This window comes from Sorangium sp. So ce426 (assembly GCF_051475585.1).
Classification (GTDB): Bacteria; Myxococcota_A; Polyangia; order Polyangiales; family Polyangiaceae; genus Sorangium; species Sorangium cellulosum_B.
Genome location: NZ_CP150341.1, coordinates 8,235,048 through 8,249,327, shown reverse-complemented (window position 1 = coordinate 8,249,327; position 14,280 = coordinate 8,235,048). Strand labels below are relative to the sequence as shown.

Sequence of the window (14,280 nt, the reverse complement as noted above, 5' to 3'; positions counted from 1 at the left end):
GATCGAATGCTACTCTGGCGGTCGAGGAGCGCCCATGCCCGATCCGTACGACCTGCAACGATTCGTGGACGCGCAGGCTCCGGTCTATGCCCGCGTCCTGGCCGAGCTGCGCCGAGGAGAGAAGACAAGCCACTGGATGTGGTTCATTTTTCCGCAGCTGAAGGGCCTGGGCCACAGCGCCATGGCGCAGAGGTTCGGCATCGCTTCGAAGGGAGAAGCCGAGGCGTATCTGCAGCACCCGACGCTCGGTCCGAGGCTGCTGGAGTGCACTGGCCTCGTGAACCAGATCGAGGGGCGCTCGCTCTACGACATCTTCGATAGCCCCGATGACATGAAGTTTTGCTCGTCGATGACCCTGTTCTCCCGCGCGGCCCCCGGCGAGGGGGCGTTCCTCGCGGCCCTCGACAAGTACTGCGGCGGCGAGCCCGATCCGCGGACGCTCGCGCTGCTCGAGTAGCGCCGGCCGTCGCCGGCCGCGCCGCTGGAGCGCCCCCCGTGGGTGGATCGTCGACGCGCTCGTCCGCGTCGCGTGCGCCCTCCTTGCCTGTAACATTTCAATGTCACGGTTGCTGTCGGCCCGCGCGGGAACAGCACGACCGACGTTGCGGACGCCACCTTTCCTGCCGCCAGCTCCAGATTTCGCCCTGGGCGGCCGCTTGGAACCGAGGCAACGCAATTTCCTACTTGATCCGCCGTCGTGGACGGACGAGTGAGCCGGCGCTCGCTCCGGCCGGGGGCGGGCGAGAGGACCATCACCCGTGGATGCATTGTCGTACCAGTCGCTCGTAACGGGCGCCGTCGCGCTCATGGTCGCACGCACGTTCTACGTGCGTGTCAAGAAGGCCCCTGAAGGCAACGAGACGATGGCGCGCATCGCGCGCTACGTCCGCGAGGGGGCGATGGCCTTCCTCGCGCGCGAGTACAAGGTGCTCGCCGTCTACGCCGCCGCCGTCTTCGCGCTCCTGGCCGCGACGCTCGGGCTCCTGTCCGCGGGCGCCTTCGCCGCCGGCGCGTTCCTGTCGCTCATCGCCGGCTTCTTCGGCATGAAGGCCGCGACGTACGCCAACGTTCGCACGGCCGAGGCCGCGCGCGCGCACGGCAAGCCCACCGCGCTCGTCACCGCGCTCGACGGCGGCGCCGTCATGGGCCTCTGCGTCGCGGGGCTCGGCCTCATCGGCCTGGGCGGCATCTACGCCCTGTTCCGCAGCCACGAGCACCTCGCGACGATCGTCCACTCGTTCGCCGTCGGCGCGAGCTCGATCGCGCTCTTCGCCCGCATCGGCGGCGGCATCTACACGAAGGCCGCCGACGTCGGCGCCGACATCGTCGGCAAGGTCGAGGCGAACATCCCGGAGGACGACCCCCGCAACCCGGGCGTCATCGCCGACAACGTGGGCGACAACGTGGGCGACATCGCGGGCATGGGCGCCGACATCTACGAGAGCTACGTGGCCGCGGTCGTCGCGGCGATCGCGCTCGGCCTCACGCTGCCGATCGCCAAGCTGCAGCAGCTCGCGCCGTCGGTGAGCGAGCAGGAGCTCCGCGCGATGGCGGTGTCGCTGCCGCTGCTGCTCGCGACGATCGGCCTCGCGGTCTCGGTCGTCGGCATCTTCATCACGCGCGCGCTCAAGAACCTGCCGCCGGCCCGGGTGCTGCGCCTCGCGCTCATCGTCCCGCCGTTCCTCGTCGTGCTCGCGGCGGCCGGCATCCTCCCGGGGCTCGGCTTCAGCTCCGGCACCGTCATCACCCTCGCGGCCGGCGCCGCGGGCGGCGCCATCGTCGGCCTCGTGACCGACTACTACACGTCGATGGGCCCCATCCACAAGGTGGCCCAGAGCTCGCTCACCGGCCCCGGCACCAACGTCATCCGCGGCATCGCGGTCGGCCTCGAGAGCGTCGCGATCCCCCTCATGACCCTCGTCGCCGTGGGCTGGATCTCGAACCACTACCTCGGCCTCTACGGCATCGCGCTCGCCGCGGTCGGCATGCTCGCGGGCACCGCGATCGTCATGACCGTCGACGCGTACGGCCCGATCGCCGACAACGGCGGCGGCATCTCCGAGATGGCCGGCCTCGGCAAGGAGGTCCGCGCGATCACCGACGAGCTCGACGCGGTCGGCAACACCACCGCGGCCGTCGGCAAGGGCTTCGCGATCGGCTCGGCGGTGCTCACCGTCGTCGCGCTGTTCGCCGCCTTCAACATGGAGGTCGACGCGGTCCGCCGCGCGAAGGGGCTCCCGGAGCTCGTGCTGTACCTGACCGACGCCAAGGTCCTCATGGGGCTGCTCTTCGGCGCGCTGCTCCCGTGCCTCGTCGGCGCGCTCACGATGACCGCCGTCGGCCGCGCGGCCGGCGCGATCGTCGAGGAGATCCGCCGTCAGTTCCGCGAGATCCCCGGCCTGCTCGAGGGCAAGCCGGGCGTCGACCCGCAGCCGAAGGTCATCGTCGACATCGCCACGTCGGCCGCCATCCGCGAGATGATCGCGCCCGGCGCCATCGCGGTGCTCGCGCCGGTCGTCGTCGGCTTCGTGGCCGGCCCCGAGGTCCTCGCGGGCACGCTGGCCGGCGCGCTCGTCGTCGGCGCGGTGCTCTCGCTGATGATGGCGAACGGCGGCGGCGCCTGGGACAACGCCAAGAAGCACATCGAGAAGGGCGGCCTCGACGGCCACGCGAAGGGCTCCGACGCCCACAAGGCCGCCGTCGTCGGCGACACCGTGGGCGATCCCTTCAAGGACACGTCGGGCCCCGGCATCTCGATCCTCATCAAGGTGATGGGCGTCGTGTCGCTCCTCATCGCCCCGCTCATCGCCTGAGCGGACGCGCCGTCGCTGCGAACAACGAGCGAGAACGCGGCCCTCACCGGCCGCGTTCTCGCTTTTGTGGCTTCACGCACGGCTCTCGTCCTGCCTCGGCCGTCGGATTTTCCTCTGCTGACAGCGGCGCTACCGTGCTGTAAATGGCCTGTCTTCGGCGGGGGAGAAGGATGGCCGGGTGAGGATCAGCCGCCGCTCGCAGGTGCCGCCGTTCGCGGTCATGGAGGTGCTCGCCGCCGCCAACGCGCGGCGCGCGGCGGGGGAGCCGGTCATCAGCCTGTGCGCGGGCCAGCCGGGCTCTGGGGCGCCCGCCGCCGTGCGCGCGCGGGCGGCCGCGCTGCTCGCGGAGGGCGACCTCGGGTACACCGAGGCGCTCGGCATCCCGGCGCTGCGCCGCGCGCTCGCGGAGCACTACGGCCGCTGGTACGGCGTGGACGTCGACCCGTCGCGCGTCGCCCTCACCACGGGGTCGTCGGGCGGGTTCCTGCTCGCGTTCCTCGCGGCGTTCGAGGCGGGTGACCGCGTGGCGCTCGCTCGCCCGGGCTACCCGGCGTACCGGAACATCCTTCGCTCCCTCGGGGTGGAGGTGGTCGAGCTTCCGTGCGGCCCGGAGAGCCGCTTCCAGCTGACGACGTCGCAGCTCAGGGCCGCGTGCGACGGCGCAAAGCTCGACGGCGTGGTCCTGGCGAGCCCGGCGAACCCGACGGGGACGATGGTCGACGCCGCGGAGCTCGACGCGATGGCGCGCTGGTGCGCGGAGCGCGGCGTCCGCCTGGTGAGCGACGAGATCTATCACGGCCTCACGTACGGCCCGTGGGCCGGGCGCCAGGCGACGGCGGCGCGGCACGTCGACGCGGGCGCGGTCGTCGTGTCGAGCTTCTCGAAGTACTGGGCCATGACGGGCTGGCGCCTGGGGTGGCTCGTGCTGCCGCCGGAGCTCGTGCCGACGGTCGACGCGCTGGCGGGCAACCTCGCGCTGTGCCCGCCCGCCCTGGCGCAGCACGCGGCGCTCGCGGCCCTGACCCCGGAGGCGTACGCCGAGGCCGACCGGCTGGTGGAGGGCTACGCGGCCGCGCGCGACCTGCTGCTGCGGCGGCTGCCCGAGCTCGGCTGGAAGGTCGCCCCGCCTGACGGCGCCTTCTACCTGTATGCCGACGTCGGCACGGACGACTCGGTCGCGTGGTGCGAGCGGCTGCTCGCCGACACGGGCGTGGCGCTCACGCCGGGCACGGACTTCGATGGCGAAGGCGGCGCGCGGTACGTCCGGCTGTCCTTCGCGGCTCCGGTCGAGCAGGTCGACGAGGCGGTGACGCGGATCGTCGCCTGGCAGCGCGCGCGGTGAGCGGCGGGCGGGCGCTGGAGGTGCCCGGGGAGCTCACGAGGCGGCGCGCTAGCCCGCGAGTCGCGCGCCGCTTCCGCCGCTGCCGGCGAGCTGGGTCTGGTACAACGCGTGGTAGTCGCCGCCCGCGGCGAGCAGCTCCGCGTGCGTGCCGCGCTCGACGATGCGGCCCGCGTTCATCACGAGGAGCATGTCGGCGTCGCGGATCGTCGAAAGACGATGCGCGATGACGAAGCTCGTGCGCTGGGCCCGCAAGGCGGCCATCGCGCGCTGGACGAGCACCTCGGTCCGGGTGTCGACCGAGGAGGTCGCCTCGTCGAGGATCAGGATCGCCGGGTTCGCGAGGAACGCGCGGGCGATCGTGATGAGCTGCTTCTCACCGGCGCTCAGGTTGCCCGAGTCCTCGTCGATCACCGTATCGTAACCGGCGGGCAGGGCGCGCACGAAGCGGTCGACGTGCGCCGCGCGCGCCGCCTCCTGGATATCAGCCTCGGTCGCGGCCGCGTTGCCGAAGGCGATATTGTCGCGGATCGTGCCAGAGAACAGCCATGTATCCTGCAGCACGATACCGAGCCTCGCGCGCAGCTCGTGGCGCGGCAAGCGCGCGATGTCGACGCCGTCGATCAGGATCCGACCGCCGTCGAGCTCGTAAAACCGCATCAAGAGGTTCACGAGCGTTGTCTTGCCGGCGCCCGTCGGGCCGACGATCGCGACCGTCTGGCCTGGCTTGATGGTGAGGTCGAGGTCCTCGATGAGGGGCTCGTCGGGCTTGTAGCGGAACGTGACGTGCTCGAACCGGACCTCGCCGCTCACCCTCGGCAGCGCCGCGGGCGGGGTGGCGTCGGGGGACTGGCCCTGTTCGTCGAGCAGCTCGAACACCCGCTCTGCAGAGGCAACACCCGATTGCAGGACGTTGGTGACGGACGCGAGCTGGCCGAGCTGCTGAGAGAACTGGCGCGAGTACTGGATGAACGCTTGCACGCTGCCGAGCAGCATCGCGCCCGACGCGACGCGCAGGCCGCCGATGACGGCGATCGCGACGTAGGTCAGGTTCCCGACGAAATTGACCGCCGGCATGATGGTGCTGGACATGAACTGCGCGCGGAAGCTGGTCTCGAACAGCTCCTCGTTCGTGGACTGGAAGCGCGCCTCGACGTCGCGGCGCCGCCCGAGCACGTTGACGAGCGAGTGGCCGGTGAACGCCTCCTCGATCTGGCCGTTGAGCGCGCCGACCTGCGCCCACTGCGCGGCGAATTTCGCCTGCGCGCGCTTCGCGACCGCCGCGGTCGTGAGCACCGAGAGCGGCACGGTGAAGAGCGTGATCACCGCGAGCACCGGCGAGATCACGACGAGCATGACGACGATGCCGAGGAGCGTCAGCGCGCCGTTCATGATCTGCGTCAGCGTCTGCTGCAGGCCCTGCGCGAGGTTGTCGATGTCGTTCGTGACGCGGCTCAAGAGCTCGCCGTGCGGGCGGCCGTCGAAGTAGGCGAGCGGCAAGCGGGCGAGCTTGTCCTGCGCCTCGGCGCGGAGCTGCCGCACGGTGCGCTGCACGACGTCGTTGAGCAGGTGGCCCTGCAGCCAGGCGAACAGCGACGCGCCGGCGTAGAGCGCCATCACGAGCAGGAGCAGCTCGGCGAGCTCGCGGAGCTGGATGCCGCGGCCGGGAACGACGTCCATGTGGCCCACGAGCTCGGCGAGCCGCGCCTGGCCGGAGCGCTGGAGCTCCGCGACGGCCTCGGCCTTCGTGGCGGCCGCCGGGAGGCGAGCGCCCATGACGCCGGAGAAGATGATGTCCGTCGCGCGGCCGAGCAGCTTCGGACCGGCCAGGCCGAGCCCCACGCTGAGCAGCGAGCAAGCGAGCACGACCGCGAGGCGCGCGCGCTCGGGGGCGAGGCGGCCGAGGAGGCGCCGCGCGGAGGGGGCGAACTGCTTCGCCTTCTGCGGCGGCGCGGCGCCCATGCCGAAGGGGCCGCGCGGCAGGACCGGGGAGCGCGCCCCCGCGGGGGCGGCGGGCGGGGGACCCGCGTGACGCGCGCTCACGCGGCCACCGCCGCGTCGCGCTGCGACGCCACGATCTCGGCGTACGTCGGGCACGACGCGAGCAGCTCGCCATGCTTGCCCTGGCCGACAATCTCGCCGTCGTCGAGCACGAGGATCTGGTCGGCGTCGACGATGCTCGACACGCGCTGCGCGACGACGATCACCGCGGCGGCGCGCGTGCGCTCGGCGAGCGCGGCCCGCAGCCGGGCCTCGGTCGCGACGTCGAGCGCGGAGAAGGCGTCGTCGAACAGGAACACGCGCGGCCGGCGCAGCAGGGCGCGGGCGATCGACAGCCGCTGGCGCTGGCCGCCGGAGACGTTCGTGCCGCCCTGCCCGATCGGCGTGTCGAGCCCTCGCGGCATCGCCTCGACGAAGTCGCGCGCCTGGGCGGCGGCGAGCGCCGCCCAGAGCTGCTCGTCGGTCGCCGCGGGGTCGCCGTAGCGCAGGTTCGAGGCCACCGTGCCGGAGAACAGGAAGGCCCGCTGCGGCACGAGCCCGATGCACGACCACACCGCGTCGAGGGAGAGCATGCGCGCGTCGACGCCGTCGAGCCGGACCTCGCCCCTCGTCGGATCGATGAGCCGCGCGATCAGGTCGAGCAGCGTGGTCTTGCCCGAGCCGGTGCTGCCGATGATCGCGGTGACCTGCCCGGGGCGCGCCACGAACGAGATGCCGCGCAGGACGGGCAGCTCGGCGCCCGGGTAGCGGTACTCGACGTCTCGCAGCTCGACGACGCCGGTCGGCTCGACGAGCGTCACGGGCTGGTCGGGAGCGCGCACGGACGGCTCGGTGTCCAGCACCTCGACGATGCGCTCCGAGCACGCGGCCGCGCGCGGCAGCATGACGGCCATGAACGTCACCATCATCACGGCCATCAGGATCTGCACCAGGTAGGCGAGGAACGCCGTCATCGAGCCGATCGCGAGCGTGCCGTCCGCGATCTGGCGCGCGCCGAACCACAGGACGGCGACGCTCGAAGCGTTGAAGACGAACATCACGGTCGGGAACATCAGCGCTTGCAGGCGCCCGATGCGCAGCGCGGTCTCGGTGAGGTCGCCGTTCGCGCGCTCGAAGCGCGCCGCCTCGGCGCGCTCGCGCACGAAGGCGCGGATCACGCGCACGCCGGTGATCTGCTCGCGCAGCACGCGGTTCACCGTGTCGATGAGGGGCTGCATCCGCCGGAACTGCGGCACCATCCGCGACATGATCGCGACGACGGCGCCCGCGAGCAGGGGCACCGCGATCGCGAGCAGCCAGGCGAGCGACCCGTCCTCGCGCAGCGCCATCACGACGCCGCCGACGCACATGATCGGCGCGAGGACGAGCATCGTACAGCCCATCATCACCACCATCTGCACCTGCTGGACGTCGTTGGTCGTGCGCGTGATGAGCGACGGCGCCCCGAACCGCGACAGCTCGCGCGCGGAGAACTCGCCGACGCGGTGGAACACCGCCGCGCGCAGGTCGCGGCCGAAGCTCATCGCGACGCGCGCGCCGGCGTAGTTCGCGGCGACCGAACCCACGATCTGGACGCCGGTGATCGCGAGCATGATCGCGCCGAGCTCCAGGATCCGCTGCGTGTCACCGAGCGCGATGCCCTGGTCGATGATGTCGGCGTTCAGGCTCGGCAGGTACAGCGAAGCGAGCGTCGCCACGAGCTGGAGCGCGACGACGAGCGCCAGCAAGCGCGCCTGTGGGCGCAGGAAGCGGCGCAACAGCTGCCTCAGCAAGGCTCCTCCTCCTCCTCGGAGCGGCGGCGGATACCGTCGAGCAGGACCGCCACGACCTCCGCGGCGGTCAGGGGCATGCCGTCGGTGAGCCGCGGGTGCGTGCCCGCGAACGTCATCATGCGGACGAGCCGCGCCGCATACGCCGGATCGCAGCGCAGCTCGTCGCGCGACGCCTCGAACAGGCGCTCGATCTGCACGTGAACCTGCTCATCGTGGCGCGGCGCCTGGGCGCAATCGGACCCGGGGCGCACGGGCGGCGGCATCGTCATGCCGAGCATCGAGATGAGCTGCCAGATGCCCTCGACGCGGCGCTGCAGGACCTCGACCGCCTGGATCAGGCGCTCGCGCAGCGGCGCCGCGAGATCGATGCGCTCCAGCTCTCGCAGCGTCGGCGCCGGATCGAACAGGGCCGCGATCGCGGCCTGGATCAGCGACTCCTTGTCGGGGAACACGCGGAACAGCGTCCCTTCCGCGGTGCCGGCGGCCATCGCGATCTGCGCCGTCGTTACCTCGCGGCCGTGCAGGCGCAGCAGCGGGATGGTCGCCGCGATGATGCTCGCGCGACGCTCCTCCGGACGCAGGGGAGGAGCTCGCCGGCTTGGGGGTGCCATGCGTCCCGTGTACCGGAGTGAGCGCTCACTCGTCAAGAGTGAGTGCTCACTCACTCGGTCTGAAGGCGGCCGGTTGGGCCTGCGCCGGGGCACAACGGCCCCTGGTCGGACGCGCCCGGGGGGCGCTGCTCTCGGACGACCTCAGCGAGCAGGGGCCATGGCCAGGACGATCTTGCCGCGCGGGCGGGGGCGAGCGCCCTCGAGCATCTCGTGCGCGCTGCGGACCTCGGCGAGCGGCAGCACGGCGCCGATGTCGACCGAGAGCTCGCCCGCGTCGAGCAGGGCGGCGATGCGGTCGAGGTGGGCCGTCGTGACGTCGACGAGGAAGAAGCTCGCCCGCACGCCGCGACGGGCGGCCTCCTCCCGATCAGGGGCCGACACCGCCGAGACCAGGGCGCCACGTGGCTTGAGCACGGCGAAGGACCGCGCCTGCGTGTCGCCACCGACGAGGTCGATGACGGCATCGACGTCCCTGGCGGCATCCTCGAAGCGCTCGCTCCGGTAGTCCGCGACGACGTCCGCGCCGAGGCTGCGGACGAAGTCGCGATCCTTGGCCGAGGCCGTCGCGATCACACGGGCGCCGGCCCGGCGCGCGAGCTGCACCGCGTACGTGCCGACGCTGCCGGCCGCACCGTGCACCAGCACGGTCTGTCCGGCTTCGAGCTGGGCCCGATCGAACAGCGCCTGCCACGCCGTGACCGCGATGACCGGCACGGAGGCGGCCTGCACGTCGGAGAACCGGAGGGGCTTGCGCGTCACCATGCACGCCTGCGCCACGGCATAGTCCGCGTGTGCGCCTGTGAAGCGCTTGTTGGCGACGCCAAAGACCGCCGCGCCCGGCGCGAGGCCAGTCACCTCGGGGCCCACCGCGGCCACGGTGCCCGCGAGGTCCGAGCCGAGCGTCAGCGGCAACGGCTGGGGCAGCACGCTCTTGCCCGCACGAATCCAGGCGTCCCACGGCCCGACCCCGGCCGCCGCGACGCGGACCAGCACCTGGCCCGGGCCGGGCAGCGGGACCGGCACCTCGTCGATGGTGATGACCTCGGGGCCGCCGAACCGGTGGACCCGGGCGGCGTCGGTCGAGCTGGGGAGCATCGTCGTGAACATGGTGCGGACCTCGCGGGCGTCGAGGGAGCGCGCCGGCGGAAGAGGTCGCAAGGGCAGACGTGAACGGGCGTGCCCAGGACAGAGCAGGCTCTGGCCGCATGTCGATGAGGCGAACGCCAGCCTCGAGCTGCAGGTCCAGCGGCCAGGACCGCGTCCGCCGCATGTCGCCGCCGCGGTCCTCCGGATCAGCGCGCGCTGGAGAGCCTCGCGATGAACCCGCGGGACTCGTTATCGCTCTCGCTCCCGAGCGGCGCGGCGAGGCCGTCGAGGTGGAGCGCGCCCGTCACGGCGCCGGCGACGTAGACGGGCCCGCCGAGCGCCCCGTCCACCGCGACGACGCGGAGGGCGACGGTGCCGGCTCCTTCGACCTTGGCCGCGGAGATCAGGTTGCCCTGCGCGTCGAGCCGCATCAGAAACCCCGCCCGCTTCTGGGACGTCGTGAGGTTCCCGGCGCTCCCCAGCGGGATCGTGCCCGTGAACTCCCCGGTGACGTAGATCGCGCCGGCGCCGTCCACCGCCACGCCGGCCGCGACCTGGCTCTCCTTGTCGTCGCCGAACCCGCGGCTCCACACGACGCCCTTCCTCGAGACGCGCGCGACGAAGAAGCTCTCCGTGTCCCCCGCGTCGGGCAACGCCGGGCAGCCGCCGCCGAAGTCGACGACCCCCCGGTACGAGCCGGCGATCACGACGTCGCCGCCCGGGAGCAGCGCGGCGCCGTGCTGCGCCACCTGCTGATCTCCCTCGAGGTTCAGCGTGGTCAAGTCCACCAGAGCGCCGTCGATCGCCGTGTAGCGCGCGACGAAGACGTCGCGCTGCTCCGAGGCGAAGGGGGTCTGCCCGCCGAACGTGACCGCTCCGCCGAGCGACTCGTAGTCGCCCACGACGGTCACGAGGTTGCCGCTCGCCTTCGGGTTGACGGGGAGCGCCTTGACGGTCACGGCCGCCCGCGGCCCGAGGCGGTGTTGCCACTTGCACGCGCCGTCCGCCGGGTAGAGCGCGGCGAGCAGCGCCGACTCGGCCGGGACGCTCTTCAGCTCGCACGGGCCGAAGCTCCGGCCGGCGTCCGTCACGTCGACGGCGAAGACGACCGCCTCGGAGCTCGCCGCCATGGCGCGCGCCGTGGTGTTGTGCTGCGCGTCGAGGCTCCACGCCCACCCACAACGGCCGTTCGCGTCGAGCGCGGCGACGAAGCTCGTCGTGTAGCTGGTGGCGACCAGCGCAGGGCCGACGCGGCACGCGTCGAGGAGCCCACCGGGGAGATTGGTCGCCCCCGCGGCCTCCCCCGCCACGTAGGTGGCGCCGCCGCCCGCAGCCAGGTGCAAGCCCCAGACATCGTTCGCCGACAGCCCGTACCGGGAATCGTTTGCCCCGCCGGAGGTCCATTTCGCGACCGAGAAGCGGAACGCCCCGCTGTCGAGGACCTCCGTGATGACCGCCGTCAGCGCGCCGTCCGACGCCGCGAGATCGCCGACGTCGAAGCCGAGCGTCTCTCCCCAGCTGGCCGACGGCGCGACGACGGTCCCCTCGGCGTCGCTGCACAGCGGACCCCCGCCGCCGCTGCCTCCACCGCCGCCGTCGCCGCCGCTGCCTCCACCGCCGCCGTCGCCGCCGCTGCCTCCATCGCCGCCGTCGCCGCCCCCTGCACCACCGCCGCCGTCGCCGCCCCCTGCACCACCGGTGCCCTCACCACCGGCGCCCGAGCCTCCGGTGCCAGGGCCTCCCGAGGAGGAGGCCGAGGCCGTGCCCGCGCCGGACTGCGACGAATCCAGCTCGCCGACCTCCAGCCCGATGAGCGCGTTGCAGCCCCCCGCCGCCGCGGCGAGCAGGAAGGCGCACGACACGGCGGATCGGACGGCACGAGGTTCGGGTCTCATCGGGTCGGCTCTCCGTTGCGTGGCGTCCTCGACCCGCCACCGAGGCAGCGCGGGCTCAATGGCATCCCCTGACGTAACTGGGAAAGGTGATGGTCGACTTGCAGGTGAGGTCGCAGGACCCGAACGGGCCCCGGCTTCCACACGGGACGTCGCTCAGAAACACGCTGCTCGCCGTGGCACAGACGAGCAGGCCAGCGCATTTGACGGCGGCGAACTCCGTCTCCTCCTCGCCGCTGCAGTCGTAATCGAAGCTGCGTCCCGGAGGGATCGGCGCGTCATAGAAGGTGCTGGGCTGGTTCGGGTGGACCGAGGGGTTGTCGTCGTTGCAGTCGTCGCCGCCCTCGCACGCGATCGACAGATAGCCGTCCTTGTCGGCGTCGCAGTCGACGGTGCCGCCGCTGGAGCTGGAGGTCGCCGGGCCGGCGCTCGCGCTGGAGGTCGTCGAGCCGCCGCCGGCGCCGGAGGTCGCCGCGCTGGAGGTCGTCGAGCCGCCGCCGGCGCCGGAGGTCGCCGGGCCGGCGCTCGCGCTGGAGGTCGCCGAGCCGCCGCCGGAGCCCGCGGAGCCGCCGCCAGAGCCCGCGGCGCCGCCGCCGGAGCCCGTCGCGCCGTCGCCGGTCCCGCCGGCGCTGGAGGCCTCCGCGCCGCCGCCGGGGCCCACCGCGCCCGAGGACGCGGCGGCGGAGCTCGCCGACTCCGCGGCGCCGCTCGCGCCCCCCACGCCCGTGCTGGAGCGCTCCGTGAAGGTGGCGTCGGGGAATCCACAGCTGAGTCCGGCAGGGAGGGCCAGGCAGAGACAGAAGAGGCGGTGAAGCGAGCGCATCCTCTCATGGAAGCTGCCAGTCCCCGCTTCGTCAACCCGGGCTGGAATGCGCGCCGCTGCGGTCCGGTCGCAGGCTGCGTGTCGTCGTGCGGAAATGTCATGGACTGCTCGCGTGGTGCGCTGGCGTCCGCGCGTGGCGCTCACGGCAACCCCTTCACCCGGGCGATGAACCCTTCGCCGGGCGCCGCGCTGGGATGGTCGCTGGGGACGAGAGAGAACGTCTCCGTCAGCTCACCGCCGATGGTGAAGGGATCGCCGATCGTCGCGCCCGGCGCGACCGCCCACACGCCCACGGTGCCTGTGCCCGTGAACGCGGTCGCCGAGAGGACGTTGCCGCTGGGATTGAGCACGATCAGAAAGCTCTGCAATTCGTCCGTCCCGGCCGTGAGGCTCTCGCCGTTCCCCAGGGCGATCTCGCCCTCGAGCGTGCCGGCCATGTAGATCGCCCCTGCTCCGTCCACCGCCAGACTGACGACCATCTGATCTCGCTCCTCGTCGCCGAACCCGCGGCTCCAGACCACTCCCTCCCGCGAGACGCGCGCGACGAACGAGTTCTCCGTGTCTCCTGTGGGAGGCAGGAGCGGACAGTCGTCCTCGAAGCTGAAGGACGGCCCGGTGTAGGTCCCGGAAATCACGAGTTCGCCGTCCGGGAGCAGCGCGGACCCGTGCCGCGCCGCGGCCTGGGTCCCAGGGGCCGTGAGCGGGATGAGGCCCGTCAGGGCGCCGTCATCGAGCCGGAAGCGCGCCACGAACAGGTCGCGATCCGGCGCGCGGGGGAGCTTGCTTCCCTGGATGTCGATGGGCTCATCCGGCGCGTCGTAGTCGCCGACGACGAGCACCTCGCCGGTCTCCGGCGCGGCGACGACCTCGGCGACGTGCACGGCCGCGGAGGATCCGAGCGCGCGGCTCCACCGGCACTTGCCGCCTGCGTTGAAGGTCACGAGATCCGTGACCCCGCGCTGATCGGCGGCCCCGAGGACGCAATCGTCGGTGGTCGCGCTCGTCGCCCCGGATCGCGAGACGGCGAAGGCGACCCGGTCCGCCGTCGCCGCGAGCCCGAGCGGGTAGGCGTTGAACTCCGCGTCCACGGTCCAGGCCCACCTGCACTTGCCCAGCTGGTCGAGCGCCAGCAGGAAGCTCGGCTTGCGGCCGGTGTCCGCGCTGGCGGTGCACCTGCCGCCCGACGCGAGCAAGGTGAGGGGAGCTTCCGACCAGCCGGCCACATAAGCGAGGTCCGAGGCGACGGCCAGGTGCTCGGCCGAGACGCTGCCGAGCATGTCGCCGGTCGTCATCCCGTACGCGCTCTCGCGGACCCCGGACGGGCTCCACCTCGCGACCGAGAACCCCGTCCTGGTCTTGGTGGGCTCGCTGGCGAGCACCCGGCTCTCCTTGACCAGGGCCGTCACACCGCCGTCTCGCGCCGCGAGGCCGACGACCGCCAGGCCGGACAGCGCGCCCCACTCTCCCGACGGTGTCCGGACGGCTCCCTCGCGGGCGTAGCTGCAGAACGCCTCGTTCCCGCCGCCAGCGCCGCCCTCGCCTGCGCCACCCTCGCCAGCGCCGCCCTCGCCAGCGCCGCCCTCGCCAGCGCCGCCCTCGCCGCGACCGCCTTCACCTCCTGCGCCGCCGGCCGACACGCTCGAAGCGGTCGCGCCCGCGCCGCCCGCCGAGGCGTCGAGCTCGCCGACCTCGAGCCCGATGATCGCGTTGCAGCCCCCCGCGGCCGCGGTGATGAGCAGCCCGGCGCAGAACATGGGTCGAGTGCTCCTGAGATCGCGCTTCATCTCCCGTCTCCTGGTGGCGCGGCGCCGCCGCGGCCGCCAGCGAGAGCCCTCGCCTCGCTCGCCACCATCGACTTCATGGCGAGCGTCGCTCCAGGAGTCGAGAGGGTTCCGGCGCGCCCCTCACCGAAAGGCGCGCTCTCCGCCGTCCGCCCGCGCCCG

General features: G+C 72.7%; 10 protein-coding genes. 3 read left to right on the top strand and 7 right to left on the bottom strand.

Annotated features, from left to right (window positions below):
• The first annotated feature begins 34 nt into the window (after nucleotides 1-34).
• From WMF44_RS30600 to WMF44_RS30590, 3 genes are all read left to right on the top strand, one after another.
• The gene (locus WMF44_RS30600; protein ID WP_437293579.1) at nucleotides 35-457 is read left to right on the top strand and encodes a DUF1810 domain-containing protein; all 423 of its coding nucleotides are present in this window, start codon (nucleotides 35-37) and stop codon (nucleotides 455-457) included.
• Nucleotides 458-758: 301 nt separating this feature from the next.
• Nucleotides 759-2,813 carry a sodium-translocating pyrophosphatase gene (locus tag WMF44_RS30595; protein WP_437293578.1) on the top strand — a complete coding sequence of 685 codons (2,055 nt, stop codon included), beginning with the start codon at nucleotides 759-761 and terminating at the stop codon, nucleotides 2,811-2,813.
• A 178-nt stretch (nucleotides 2,814-2,991) separates the two neighbouring features.
• A complete protein-coding gene (locus tag WMF44_RS30590; RefSeq protein WP_437293577.1) occupies nucleotides 2,992-4,155 on the top strand; it encodes a pyridoxal phosphate-dependent aminotransferase in 1,164 nt (387 codons plus the stop codon).
• A 48-nt stretch (nucleotides 4,156-4,203) separates the two neighbouring features.
• On the opposite strand, the gene WMF44_RS30585 is transcribed toward WMF44_RS30590, so the two are convergent.
• From WMF44_RS30585 to WMF44_RS30555, 7 genes are all read right to left on the bottom strand, one after another.
• On the bottom strand, nucleotides 4,204-6,114 hold the full coding sequence (locus WMF44_RS30585; RefSeq protein ID WP_437301634.1) for an ABC transporter ATP-binding protein: 1,911 nt from the start codon (nucleotides 6,112-6,114) through the stop codon (nucleotides 4,204-4,206).
• Nucleotides 6,115-6,191: 77 nt separating this feature from the next.
• Nucleotides 6,192-7,925: an ABC transporter ATP-binding protein gene (locus WMF44_RS30580; RefSeq protein WP_437293576.1), complete on the bottom strand. Its 1,734-nt coding sequence runs from the start codon at nucleotides 7,923-7,925 to the stop codon at nucleotides 6,192-6,194.
• Nucleotides 7,919-8,536, bottom strand: coding sequence for a TetR/AcrR family transcriptional regulator (locus tag WMF44_RS30575; protein WP_437293575.1), 618 nt, complete (start codon nucleotides 8,534-8,536; stop codon nucleotides 7,919-7,921). The genes WMF44_RS30580 and WMF44_RS30575 overlap by 7 nt, the downstream gene beginning before the upstream one ends.
• Before the next feature lie 141 nt (nucleotides 8,537-8,677).
• A complete protein-coding gene (locus tag WMF44_RS30570) occupies nucleotides 8,678-9,643 on the bottom strand; it encodes an NADP-dependent oxidoreductase (RefSeq protein WP_437293574.1) in 966 nt (321 codons plus the stop codon).
• A 185-nt stretch (nucleotides 9,644-9,828) separates the two neighbouring features.
• Entirely contained in the window at nucleotides 9,829-11,517 is a 1,689-nt protein-coding gene (locus tag WMF44_RS30565; protein ID WP_437293573.1) for a hypothetical protein, read from the bottom strand.
• Between the two features lie 55 nt (nucleotides 11,518-11,572).
• Nucleotides 11,573-12,337 (bottom strand): hypothetical protein, encoded by a 765-nt coding sequence (locus WMF44_RS30560; RefSeq protein WP_437293572.1) that lies wholly within the window; start codon nucleotides 12,335-12,337, stop codon nucleotides 11,573-11,575.
• Nucleotides 12,338-12,477: 140 nt separating this feature from the next.
• On the bottom strand, nucleotides 12,478-14,121 hold the full coding sequence (locus WMF44_RS30555; protein ID WP_437293571.1) for a hypothetical protein: 1,644 nt from the start codon (nucleotides 14,119-14,121) through the stop codon (nucleotides 12,478-12,480).
• Nucleotides 14,122-14,280 lie beyond the last annotated feature (159 nt).

Coding starts and splice junctions, on each gene's coding strand:
- WMF44_RS30585 (WP_437301634.1), bottom strand. CDS start 6,114: ATGGGCGCCGCGCCGCCGCAGAAGGCGAAGCAGTTCGCCCCCTCCGCG.
- WMF44_RS30555 (WP_437293571.1), bottom strand. CDS start 14,121: ATGAAGCGCGATCTCAGGAGCACTCGACCCATGTTCTGCGCCGGGCTG.
- WMF44_RS30600 (WP_437293579.1), top strand. CDS start 35: ATGCCCGATCCGTACGACCTGCAACGATTCGTGGACGCGCAGGCTCCG.
- WMF44_RS30565 (WP_437293573.1), bottom strand. CDS start 11,517: ATGAGACCCGAACCTCGTGCCGTCCGATCCGCCGTGTCGTGCGCCTTC.
- WMF44_RS30560 (WP_437293572.1), bottom strand. CDS start 12,337: ATGCGCTCGCTTCACCGCCTCTTCTGTCTCTGCCTGGCCCTCCCTGCC.
- WMF44_RS30570 (WP_437293574.1), bottom strand. CDS start 9,643: ATGTTCACGACGATGCTCCCCAGCTCGACCGACGCCGCCCGGGTCCAC.
- WMF44_RS30575 (WP_437293575.1), bottom strand. CDS start 8,536: ATGGCACCCCCAAGCCGGCGAGCTCCTCCCCTGCGTCCGGAGGAGCGT.